This is a genomic window from Bacillus gaemokensis, assembly GCF_001590835.1.
In the GTDB taxonomy this organism is placed as follows: Bacteria; Bacillota; Bacilli; order Bacillales; family Bacillaceae_G; genus Bacillus_A; species Bacillus_A gaemokensis.
This window is the reverse complement of record NZ_LTAQ01000034.1, coordinates 93,608-103,363: the sequence shown is the minus strand read 5'-3', so window position 1 is coordinate 103,363 and position 9,756 is coordinate 93,608. Positions and strand designations below refer to the sequence as shown.

Genomic DNA, 9,756 nt, shown 5'->3' with positions numbered 1-9,756 from the left:
TCACGATTATATTGAGTATTATAATACGGAACGTATTCAAGAAAAGTTAAACTACCTGTCTCCTATAGAATACAAGAAACAGGTAGCATAGGTGTTTTTTCATGTCCCAAATCCGTGGGTCAGTTTTGTTCATGTCTCATTAATTGGGTTCACTTTAAATAGGAGTCGGCTTTTCTAATACATAACGTATTTAACCTCTGTTAAAGAGGGTCACCTGGCGTAATCGGATCAACTGGCTGTCGCACAAACTGCCCATGAAGCAGAGTATTCCCATTCTGAATAACCCCCGCAGCACTGATTCCCCATGTGTTTACGGTAACTGGCGAAAGAGGATCAGTAGGTGTTATCGGGTCTTGCGGCGCCGTCACCCGAACTACATACAGAGGGTCCCCTGATATGAACGTTCGGACGCTAAATAATTGCCGAGGTGGAATCGTAAATGTAACCGGAGCGATAAACGGATTTACGCCCTCTGGTGTACCTTTAGATTCGCCCATCTTTGTGTAGTTGATAGAGGTTGTTATCGTCCGCTACAATATCGATAGATGCTGTGTTGTTGTCTAATAACTGTCATTGCATAAAATGGGGAGTAGGCGGAAAAAACGGGAGCTTACCGTGTTTGTTGGAAAATTACTGACCAAGAACGCGTTCCATTTTGTGATACGGCAGTCCCAACACCGAAGTAATTAAAACCCGGGTTCAAAATCATCTCTCTGTGTCCAAATGTGCTAATATTTATCCACCAGTTTATTGCTTCCTCGACAGTTCCAGGTCGTCCGCAATAAAGAATCCAACCCAAATATACTCCTGTAATACCGGCGTCCTTTAACATTTTACCCTCGTCTCCACCAAAGGTAGGACTGTAATGCTGACAATTTCCAGTAGTAGCCACGTCATTTGCTTTTAATTGGGCTACTTGAGTTAACTGGTTATTTATAGATAAAGGGTTTCTCCCGGCTTTATGTCTTTCTTGATTAATAAGGCTTATCATTCGAGTTACTTCAGGATCAATTTGCCTTATATACTCCTGAAAATAGTCAAAAGGATATTGATCATAATTTTGGTTATATCCAAAAGGATAATAGTACGGATGAAACATAAATTGCCCTCCCAATTTAGTTGAATTAACCATATATGTTATGCGTGATTCAATCATTTGGTAACTTGTTTATTTAGTGGAATACTAGGGTGATTAAAGGGAGTAAAAAATATATTTGGGATTTTACCGCTTTTAGAAGAAATCCTCAACCGTTACCTCAAAAAGCTACTACCAAAGTCCTATTTACTCTTTTCCAAGACGATGAAGAAACTTTTCAGTTCGGACTAGCACAAGTAAATGGAAATTATTATTATACGGAACCTGATATTCATCCAATTGTCGATGATTGTTATAAAAATCTATATGGTCAAGAAGAATAAATTTTTTAAGCTTTTCTGTAACTAATGGGGGGCTGTATTTGAATTTTTAAAATTTAAGTCTTGATAACCATTTGCTACAATGCCGGAACAATTTGTAGGTATTCAACCAATTATGGGGGAGAACATAAAAATACCACGTCCTATCATAACGTAAGACACCTAGGAACGAATTGAAAATCGGCTAATGATTTCGTTATTAACCGAAGAAGAAATACTAATTACATACTGCGAAAACGGTGTTTATTGCGGTATTTATTTAACGAAATCGACACATTACGGCTTGTACAAATAGTAAGATGTAGGGTGAAATGTGGATAACGATAAACATTGTTAAGAGTGAACGGTATCAATAACCCTATCGAACAAAAACATCCCTCATAAAACGTCTTCAACGAGTATGCTATCGGTACTGTATAGTAAATGTCCAAAATTACCGATACATCGTCCACATTCCAATATCCTTAAATCCTAACCGCTTATAAATTCGTCCAGCAGCTGGATTGTTATAAAACAAGCAAAGCGTACGACTTTCTCTAGTAAAATCCTGAATCATTTTTTGCAATATGAGTGAAGCGTATCCGTTACCACGATGGTTTGGATGCGTACATACACCAACAACCATTGCAGATAGGGAGTTTTCAGCGGATGTGGAAGCGGAAGCGACGATTTCACCATCTTCTTCAATGTAGTATGTACGACCTGTATTCGTTTCTAGAGATTGTCGCAAAAAAATTTCTGATTGTTCTGTATGAGGGAATTCATTAATTTGACTTCGTAGCTTCATAATTCGTTGTACATCATTTACAGATGCGAGTTTAATTATAGTATCAATTGGAGTTTGAGGGAGTCTAGTATCATCTGCACATTCACAAAAGTACATTTTATTTTTTGTCCCTAGATGTACACCATGTATATCTTCAAATTTTTCTACAATGTTCGATTTACCAGAGATTTTAAGTGGCATATGAGGTGAAAGAATTGTCTCATAGTCAGCAGCTGAAAAATCATTTTTTCCATATGGGATAAACGAATCATGAAAGCGTAGTAATACTGACTGTATGACTCTATTTTCGGCAAAATCTCCCCACAATTCTTGAAAATTTGCCTCGTAACCGAATGCTTCAATATCGCCAATGATAAATAAGTTAATGGCGGCTTCTTCTTTTAGAAATGTAAGCACTTGTTCATGATCACTCTTTGTTAATTTCCGTATCATACATTATCGCCTCTTTATTTTGTTTTTTCTAAATATTATTACTTATTGTTTTTGAAATCAATAAAAAATTTTATGTTTAGTTCACAAAGTTTCGGAAAAACTAGGAAAGATATGACAAAGGAGGTTATAAACGGTGGATCATCCAATTCAAGGATTAATGAAGGCAGCGATGGAAAATTTAAAGGAAATGGTTGATGTTAATACAATTGTTGGAGAGCCGGTTCAGACGGCTGACGGTGGTGTAGTATTAACTGTTTCTAAAGTAGCATTTGGATTTGGAGCAGGGGGATCTGATTTTCAGACAAATGATGGACTGAAAGCGCAAGGGAATCCAGCGTTTGGTGGCGGTAGCGCAGGCGGTGTCTCAATTACACCAGTAGCATTTCTTGTAGTGAACAAAGATGGCGTAAATATCCTTCACTTGCAAAATGCGACGCACTTAGCTGAAAAAATGATTGAACTTGCGCCGCAAACGATTGATAAGATTCAATCCATTTTTCAAAAAAATGAAAAGTACGATGAACCTCATCGTCCGCAAAATCCAGAAGAAATCGCGTAAAAAAGCCTGTTTTTTAACAGGTTTTTTTTCTTGTAATCAGTATGTAATAAAACTCATGAAATTGTAAATAGTTTTTGAAGTTTTTTCTATGTTTCTAAAATTTTTCATGTTAAAATATGCTATAGAATTGAAACATATAAAACGAAGGTGGCTAGGTGCTTTGTCTGGAGGATCTGACCAAGTAAAAAATATGATATATATTAATGGTAATCGTCGAGGTCATTGTTTTATTACATCTGGAATAACGTTTGAAGAGTTTGCAAGTAACATCCCTTCACCACTTCATCAAGTATTGCTTTTAAAACATAATTTTGAGTGGACAGATTTTCATTATCATACTTTATTTGAATATGTTGAAGAAGAAAATATACATAAGCTAATTAAAGCAGAGATTGATGAATTTGATGAATTTTGTTGGGTGGATTTTGATGATGCAAGCGATTTAGATGAATTGGAGCCAAAGGAAATTGCAGAATTGTTATATTTGGCTCACAAAAAAGAACCACTTGGAAGAGCGTTTTTCCCACTTTTGAAAAATAGATTTGTCTATTTTTCACATGATGACGGTTGGTATAACAAAGTGTATTACCGTAGAATTTCTGATTTTGTAGGGATGCTTAGCAAAGTGATTCCTTATAAACTCGGTTCATTTGGAAAAAAACGATTTTCTTTCTTTCAAAAATCAAAAATATTCCCAGCGATTTCAAAAGAAGTCATCCTTGGGCTTGTTCCATTAATGGAAGACGGGATGTACATTGATTTAGCAGGGAAAATTGAGTCAAGAAGAGGTCTAGAGATTCCTGTATATGTAGTTGGTTCGTATGAAAGTACGGATGAGGTACTAGATAATATAGAGGAATTAAAAGAAAGTGCAACAGAAACTGGTTGGCTTATTTTTGATAAGAAAGAACAAGAGTGGCAATGGGTTATGGACTAAGAAAACTTGACGATATCGGTCAAGTTTTCTTGCTTTTTTGAAAGGAGAAAAGATGAAGAAATATTATACAATTGTGGGTATTGTAAGTATTATTCTTGTTGCAGTACTACTTCTAACTTGTCCAAAAGAATCTGATTTTGGGTCATATTTAAAAGATAAGTATGCTTTAAACTGTAATCAAAATAACTTTGACTGTACACAAAATGTAGGGAAGTCAAAAGAAAACATGAAATTTGTAAGCACTGATACAAGAAATGGTGTGTTCTTTATAAAAGTGAAGCAAACATTTGAAACAGCAGCTGGTAAAAAGAAAGAGTATAGCGGAGTAGGTATACTTGGGACATTTCTTTTTGTTACGGAAAAGACTTTCTAGTTATAGAAGGTCTTTTTTTTGTGCGTATGTTCATATAGATGAAATAAGACAAGCTAAGGGGGGAGAAATATGGAAAGAAAATGTATTGTTTGCGGTGGCAAAGAGTTTTTTTCATCTACACTATACGCACGTACGAAACAAGATTGGGCCTATGCTCCGAATATGTATCGGTTTGAAAAGGTATTTATTGAACATAGAGATGAAGAAAATTATCCAGTGTTTCAAGAGATTACGGCAAATCATTGCTGTGAGTGTGGGCATATTATGCTATATCATGAATGAACACACCAAGTATAACTTGGTGTGTTTTTCTATAGCGCTGACAAAGCAAGTGGATATAACAAAGTAAACAAAACAGAAAAACTACCAAATCCAATTGCTGTATAACCCAGTGTTTTTGTCCCAAAATTGACAGCTAATAAGCCAATTAAAATAGAAAGGGAGCCAAGTGTAACAGGATAAAAGGCAATCGAGAATAAAGAAAGAAATAGTGCCACATAACCGATAATTGTGCCGGTATTGGTGCCTTCTATCTCATGTGCGATCTCTTTACGCCTTTGTCTTATCGGAAGATGCCCTGGCGTGATTTCAGCTGCATACTCTTCGTTTTTTTCACCACTTTTAAAATGATGTGTTCGTTTTCTAGGCATGTACATCCCTCTCTTTCAATTGGGTGTATCTTTATTATTTTTCATAAAGAAAAGAACATGAGTATGAATTATATCCAAGTCATACAAAATTTGGAGAATATATGAGTCTGTTGCTATCTTATCCATCTCTCAGCGAGAATAAACAGGAATTCAGGAAAATGATGTAGAATGAAATGAATGAAAACAAGTGAAGGTAGGGGAATGCATGACAAAATTTAATTGGCATGAATCAGCAGAGAAAAAATGGGACAATAATGCAGAATTTTGGAATCAAAATAGCGAGGAAATGTGGAATCATGGGAGTCGTAGTACAATTATCCCGTTTTTTGAAAAGTATGTAGAGAAGGGCAGAGCGGTTTTAGACGTCGGATGCGGTGATGGATATGGTACATACAAATTAAGTCTTGCAGGATATAAAGCGTGCGGAATAGATTTATCAGAACAGATGATTCAAAAAGGGAAGGAGCGCAGCGAGGGACCTAATTTATCTTTTATAAAGGGAGATCTTTCTTCATTACCTTTTGAAAATGAGCAATTTCCAGCAGTATTAGCAATTAATTCATTAGAATGGACAGAAGAGCCATTACAGGCATTAGAGGAGATAAAACGTGTGTTACAACCAAATGGATATGCATGTATTGCTATTTTAGGACCAACAGCAAAGCCACGTGAAAATAGCTACTCTCGTTTATATGGAGAAGATGTGGTTTGTAATACGATGATGCCTTGGGAATTTGAAAAGCTTGCAGAAGAGCGAGGGTTCCAAATAGTGGATGGTATTGGCGTATATAAACGAGGGGTAAATGAAAAAATGCTGGGACAATTGTCAGTAGAACTTCAGCAAGCATTAACATTTTTGTGGGTATTCATGTTAAAAAAATAAAGCCTGAAGAAATACACAAGATTTAGAAGGTGAATAAGTGCAGAAAATACAAAAAAATGATACAATATGGGCAGAATCAATTAAAGGGGGACTAGGGTATATGACAACTACTACAACAGTTAAATCCGATATTGAAATTGCACAAGAAGCAAGTATGAAGAAAATTCAAGAGATTGCAGCTGAGTTGGACCTTTTAGAAGAAGAATTAGAGCCGTATGGCCATTATAAGGGGAAGTTATCTCTTGATATTTTTAAGCGCTTACAAACGGAGAAGGACGGAAAAGTTGTTTTAGTGACAGCAATTAACCCAACTCCAGCAGGGGAAGGTAAATCAACAGTAACAGTTGGTTTAGGCCAAGCATTTAACAAAATTGGTAAAAAAGCAGTAATTGCACTTCGCGAACCATCTCTTGGACCAACTATGGGATTAAAAGGCGGGGCAGCAGGTGGCGGTTATTCACAAGTAGTACCAATGGAAGATATTAACCTTCACTTTACTGGTGATATTCATGCTATTACAACTGCAAATAACGCATTAGCGGCGTTTATTGATAACCACATTCAACAAGGCAATACACTTAAGATTGATACACGTAAAATCGTTTGGAAGCGTTGTGTCGATTTAAATGACCGCGCTCTTCGTAATGTTGTAATTGGTCTTGGTGGACCAGTTCAAGGTGTGCCGCGTGAAGATGGCTTTGATATTACAGTGGCATCTGAAATTATGGCCGTATTCTGCCTTGCAACAGATATTCAAGATTTAAAAGCACGTCTATCTCGCATTGTAGTTGCTTATAACTTTGACAATCAACCTGTAACAGTTAAAGATTTAGGTGTAGAAGGGGCATTAACACTTCTATTAAAAGATGCGCTAAAACCAAACTTAGTACAAACATTAGAAAATACACCAGCGATTATTCATGGTGGACCGTTTGCTAATATTGCTCACGGTTGTAACAGTGTTATTGCAACAACAATGGCAGCAAAATTAGGTGATTATGTTATTACAGAAGCTGGTTTCGGAGCGGACTTAGGTGCTGAGAAGTTCTTAGATATTAAAGCACGTGCAGCTGGTATTAAACCAGAAGCGGTGGTTATCGTTGCGACAATTCGTGCCCTTAAAATGCACGGTGGTGTGGCAAAAGATCAGTTAAAAGAAGAAAATGTAGATGCATTAGCAAAAGGAATGGAAAACTTACAAAAACACGTTGAAACCATTCAAGCGTTTGGTGTTCCATTTGTGATTGCCATTAATAAATTCATCACTGATACAGATGAAGAAGTTACATACTTACAGGAATGGTGTAATGAGCGCGGTTATGAAGTATCATTAACAGAGGTTTGGGAAAAAGGTGGACAAGGCGGCGTGGACCTTGCTGAGAAAGTGTTGAAAGTAATTGAAAAAGGTGACAATAAATACGCGCCACTTTATGAACTAGAATTGCCATTAGAAGAAAAAATCCGTACAATTGCTCAAAAAGTGTATGGTGCAAAAGATATTGAATTTGCTCCAAAAGCGCGTAAGCAATTGACTCAATTTGCAGGAGAAGGTTGGAGTAACCTACCAGTATGTATGGCAAAAACACAGTATTCTCTTTCTGACGATGCAACAAAATTAGGTCGACCATCTGACTTTATTGTTACGATTCGTGAATTAAAACCATCTATTGGTGCAGGGTTTATTGTAGCATTAACAGGAACAATGTTAACAATGCCAGGTCTTCCAAAACAACCAGCTGCACTTCAAATGGATGTAAATGAGGATGGAAAAGCAGTAGGTTTATTCTAAAAGGTTGTAATTCATCTCGTTTATCTGTAAACTATATATACATCAAGTGGCGCCTTTCCATCGAAAGGCGCCTGTTTTTTGGAGGAAATTATGTTTGATCCAACTGCTTTTGAAAATTTAAAAGTAATCGTTGAAGGAGCTGTCTACGATTTTGATCTACATGGTGATATTCTTGTAACGGATCGAAAAGATATGATGGACCTTGCATCGCTAAGCCGTATATATAACATTTCATTTCGATTAAATGAACCGTTTGAATCGCTAGTAGAAGCGACATTTTCTTTATCTGTCGATGCGAAGAATTTATCCGGTGAGATATTAGAAGTGCCGCAATTTATACCAGGTTGTGAAATGAAATTGCAATTTACATTTTCGCTACAACAACCAGAAACAGATTGTCAAGAACTTGAATTATTATTACAATCCATCTGGGGAAAAGAGCGAATGATTACGCAGAAAATTTCATACGATTATAATAAGAAAGCGATTTCATATTATAATAAGGTAGAGGTTCTATTTCAAAAAGCGATTACAGAAGACCATGTTGATGATTTAATAGCTGTTATTTCTCACATGATAGAAACGGTGCGAACAATACAGCATTTTCTTCAAAAATAGAGATAAAGGAGAAAAACAAATGATAAAAGATATGCAACCATTTTTACAACAAGCTTGGGAGAAGGCTGGTTTTAAAGAGTTCACTGAAATTCAAAAACAAGCGATTCCAACCATTTTAGAAGGACAAGACGTTATAGCTGAATCTCCAACTGGGACAGGAAAAACATTAGCGTACTTATTACCACTTTTACATAAAATTAATCCTGAAGTGAAACAACCACAAGTTGTAATCCTAGCACCAACGCGTGAACTTGTTATGCAAATTCATGAAGAAGTTCAAAAGTTTACAGCAGGAACTGATATTTCAGGTGCATCTTTAATTGGAGGTGCGGATATTAAGCGCCAAGTAGAGAAATTGAAGAAACATCCAAAAGTAATTGTTGGTTCACCGGGACGTATTTTAGAATTAATTCGCATGAAAAAGTTAAAAATGCATGAAGTAAAGACGATTGTATTTGATGAATTTGATCAAATTGTAAAACAAAAAATGATGGAAGCTGTATTGGATGTAATTAAATCAACAATGCGCGATCGTCAATTAGTATTCTTCTCAGCGACAATGACAAAAGCTGCGGAAGAGGTAGCGCGTGATTTTGCAGTTGAGCCACAATTAGTTCGCGTAACACGTACAGAGACAAAGAGCCTAGTTGAGCATACGTATATCGTTTGTGAACGTCGTGAAAAAAATGATTATATTAGAAGAATTATGCATATGGGTAATGTGAAGGCTGTTGCCTTTTTGAATGATCCCTTCCGCCTAGATGAAATTACTGAGAAACTGAAATTCCGTAAAATGAAAGCAGCAGCTCTTCATGCGGAAGCAAACAAACAAGAACGTGAAGCGACGCTACGCGGAATACGTCATGGAAAATTAGAAATCTTACTAGCGACAGATATTGCAGCACGTGGGTTAGATATCGATGATTTAACACATGTAATTCATTTAGAATTACCTGATACACTAGATCAATATATCCATCGTTCAGGACGTACAGGACGCATGGGTAAAGAGGGGACAGTTGTTTCGCTTGTAACACCACAAGAAGAGAAGAAATTACTTCAATTTGCGAAAAAGCTAGGCATTCAGTTTAAGAAGCAAGAAATGTTTAAAGGAACATTTGTGGAGTCTAAACCGAAAGTGCCAAAGAAAAAGAAACCAGCATTTACTGGGAAGAAAAAACCTAGATAATGTGAAGCGTTCATTAATAGTGGAAGAATAAAAGTGAGAAGACGTGTCTGTATAAAGCAGTCACGTCTTTTTATTGGTTTTCTCTATAACACTTCTTATTGAAGTATAACGAGCGCGTTATAC

At 36.4% G+C, this 9,756-nt stretch carries 14 protein-coding genes; 10 read left to right on the top strand and 4 right to left on the bottom strand.

All coding sequences use genetic code 11. The features are described 5' to 3' along the window. Positions 1 to 10: 10 nt before the first annotated feature. Positions 11 to 91: an IS3 family transposase gene (locus tag AZF08_RS32240; RefSeq protein WP_075382401.1), complete on the top strand. Its 81-nt coding sequence runs from the start codon at positions 11 to 13 to the stop codon at positions 89 to 91. A gap of 109 nt (positions 92 to 200) precedes the next feature. Here the strand turns inward: AZF08_RS32240 and AZF08_RS30105 are convergent, their stop codons facing one another. Continuing rightward, entirely contained in the window at positions 201 to 497 is a 297-nt protein-coding gene (locus AZF08_RS30105) for a hypothetical protein (RefSeq protein WP_033673696.1), read from the bottom strand. 113 nt (positions 498 to 610) lie between these two features. Further along, positions 611 to 1,099: a CAP domain-containing protein gene (locus AZF08_RS19860; RefSeq protein WP_051725666.1), complete on the bottom strand. Its 489-nt coding sequence runs from the start codon at positions 1,097 to 1,099 to the stop codon at positions 611 to 613. 89 nt (positions 1,100 to 1,188) lie between these two features. Between AZF08_RS19860 and AZF08_RS19855 the strand changes: the two genes are divergently transcribed. After that, entirely contained in the window at positions 1,189 to 1,419 is a 231-nt protein-coding gene (locus AZF08_RS19855; RefSeq protein WP_051725668.1) for a hypothetical protein, read from the top strand. Positions 1,420 to 1,849: 430 nt separating this feature from the next. On the opposite strand, the gene AZF08_RS19850 is transcribed toward AZF08_RS19855, so the two are convergent. Further along, positions 1,850 to 2,635, bottom strand: coding sequence for a GNAT family N-acetyltransferase (locus AZF08_RS19850; protein ID WP_033673697.1), 786 nt, complete (start codon positions 2,633 to 2,635; stop codon positions 1,850 to 1,852). Positions 2,636 to 2,768: 133 nt separating this feature from the next. Between AZF08_RS19850 and ytfJ the strand changes: the two genes are divergently transcribed. From ytfJ to AZF08_RS19830, 4 genes are all read left to right on the top strand, one after another. Further along, the gene (gene ytfJ / locus AZF08_RS19845; RefSeq protein ID WP_033673698.1) at positions 2,769 to 3,194 is read left to right on the top strand and encodes a GerW family sporulation protein; all 426 of its coding nucleotides are present in this window, start codon (positions 2,769 to 2,771) and stop codon (positions 3,192 to 3,194) included. A 160-nt stretch (positions 3,195 to 3,354) separates the two neighbouring features. Next, positions 3,355 to 4,131 carry a hypothetical protein gene (locus tag AZF08_RS19840; RefSeq protein ID WP_033673699.1) on the top strand — a complete coding sequence of 259 codons (777 nt, stop codon included), beginning with the start codon at positions 3,355 to 3,357 and terminating at the stop codon, positions 4,129 to 4,131. Between the two features lie 52 nt (positions 4,132 to 4,183). Continuing rightward, entirely contained in the window at positions 4,184 to 4,504 is a 321-nt protein-coding gene (locus AZF08_RS19835) for a hypothetical protein (RefSeq protein WP_033673700.1), read from the top strand. A gap of 69 nt (positions 4,505 to 4,573) precedes the next feature. Continuing rightward, complete coding sequence (locus AZF08_RS19830; RefSeq protein WP_033673701.1) at positions 4,574 to 4,786, top strand: hypothetical protein; 213 nt, start codon at positions 4,574 to 4,576, stop codon at positions 4,784 to 4,786. Positions 4,787 to 4,815: 29 nt separating this feature from the next. On the opposite strand, the gene AZF08_RS19825 is transcribed toward AZF08_RS19830, so the two are convergent. Further along, positions 4,816 to 5,154, bottom strand: coding sequence for a hypothetical protein (locus tag AZF08_RS19825; protein ID WP_033673702.1), 339 nt, complete (start codon positions 5,152 to 5,154; stop codon positions 4,816 to 4,818). Between the two features lie 205 nt (positions 5,155 to 5,359). On the opposite strand from AZF08_RS19825, the gene AZF08_RS19820 reads away from it, so the two are divergent. The 4 genes from AZF08_RS19820 to AZF08_RS19805 all read left to right on the top strand — a co-directional run bounded on the left by AZF08_RS19820 (position 5,360) and on the right by AZF08_RS19805 (position 9,633). Next, positions 5,360 to 6,037, top strand: coding sequence for a class I SAM-dependent methyltransferase (locus tag AZF08_RS19820; RefSeq protein ID WP_033673703.1), 678 nt, complete (start codon positions 5,360 to 5,362; stop codon positions 6,035 to 6,037). Positions 6,038 to 6,137: 100 nt separating this feature from the next. Next, positions 6,138 to 7,826, top strand: coding sequence for a formate--tetrahydrofolate ligase (locus AZF08_RS19815; RefSeq protein ID WP_033673786.1), 1,689 nt, complete (start codon positions 6,138 to 6,140; stop codon positions 7,824 to 7,826). A 90-nt stretch (positions 7,827 to 7,916) separates the two neighbouring features. Continuing rightward, positions 7,917 to 8,444 carry a hypothetical protein gene (locus AZF08_RS19810; protein WP_033673704.1) on the top strand — a complete coding sequence of 176 codons (528 nt, stop codon included), beginning with the start codon at positions 7,917 to 7,919 and terminating at the stop codon, positions 8,442 to 8,444. A 19-nt stretch (positions 8,445 to 8,463) separates the two neighbouring features. Continuing rightward, positions 8,464 to 9,633 carry a DEAD/DEAH box helicase gene (locus AZF08_RS19805; protein WP_033673705.1) on the top strand — a complete coding sequence of 390 codons (1,170 nt, stop codon included), beginning with the start codon at positions 8,464 to 8,466 and terminating at the stop codon, positions 9,631 to 9,633. Positions 9,634 to 9,756: the final 123 nt, after the last annotated feature.

Bases quoted from the DNA above. Each gene is read 5' to 3' on its own strand.
- AZF08_RS19825 (WP_033673702.1), bottom strand. From the start codon at position 5,154: ATGCCTAGAAAACGAACACATCATTTTAAAAGTGGTGAAAAAAACGAA.
- AZF08_RS19835 (WP_033673700.1), top strand. From the start codon at position 4,184: ATGAAGAAATATTATACAATTGTGGGTATTGTAAGTATTATTCTTGTT.
- AZF08_RS19815 (WP_033673786.1), top strand. From the start codon at position 6,138: ATGACAACTACTACAACAGTTAAATCCGATATTGAAATTGCACAAGAA.
- AZF08_RS19860 (WP_051725666.1), bottom strand. From the start codon at position 1,099: ATGTTTCATCCGTACTATTATCCTTTTGGATATAACCAAAATTATGAT.
- AZF08_RS19810 (WP_033673704.1), top strand. From the start codon at position 7,917: ATGTTTGATCCAACTGCTTTTGAAAATTTAAAAGTAATCGTTGAAGGA.
- AZF08_RS30105 (WP_033673696.1), bottom strand. From the start codon at position 497: ATGGGCGAATCTAAAGGTACACCAGAGGGCGTAAATCCGTTTATCGCT.
- AZF08_RS19850 (WP_033673697.1), bottom strand. From the start codon at position 2,635: ATGATACGGAAATTAACAAAGAGTGATCATGAACAAGTGCTTACATTT.
- AZF08_RS19830 (WP_033673701.1), top strand. From the start codon at position 4,574: ATGGAAAGAAAATGTATTGTTTGCGGTGGCAAAGAGTTTTTTTCATCT.
- AZF08_RS19805 (WP_033673705.1), top strand. From the start codon at position 8,464: ATGATAAAAGATATGCAACCATTTTTACAACAAGCTTGGGAGAAGGCT.
- AZF08_RS19820 (WP_033673703.1), top strand. From the start codon at position 5,360: ATGACAAAATTTAATTGGCATGAATCAGCAGAGAAAAAATGGGACAAT.